A 427-nucleotide genomic window follows, 5' to 3' on the forward strand; every position below is an offset into this window, starting at 1 on the left:
AACCTCGTCGCCGCCGGGCTGATGGAGATCCGGGGCTCGGTGCTGGTCGCGGCCGACGGGACCGAGACCGAGGTCGACGCGATCGTCTTCGGCACCGGCTTCCACGTGACGGACATGCCGATCGCCGACCGGGTGGTGGGCGTGGACGGCAAGACCCTGGCGGAGGTCTGGAAGGACGGGATGCAGTCCCTGCGCGGGGCCACCGCGGCGGGCTTCCCGAACTGGATGACGATCATCGGGCCGAACACCGGGCTCGGGAACAGCTCGATGATCCTGATGATCGAATCGCAGCTGAACTACATGGCGGACTACATGCGCCAGCTCGGCGTCTTGGGCGGCAAGGTCGCCCTCGCCGCGCGGCCGTCCGCGATCAACGCCTGGAACCGGCAGGTCCAGGCCCGCATGGAGCGCACAGTGTGGAACACCG

The 427-nt window shown here is 68.9% G+C and carries 1 pseudogene; it reads left to right on the top strand.

Features of this window, described 5'->3' with window-relative positions:
- A pseudogene (locus G3I78_RS48880) lies at window positions 1-427 on the top strand (cyclohexanone monooxygenase); the annotation flags it as partial.

The sequence above is a fragment of the Streptomyces sp. SID13726 genome (assembly GCF_010548375.1).
Classification (GTDB): domain Bacteria; phylum Actinomycetota; class Actinomycetes; order Streptomycetales; family Streptomycetaceae; genus Streptomyces.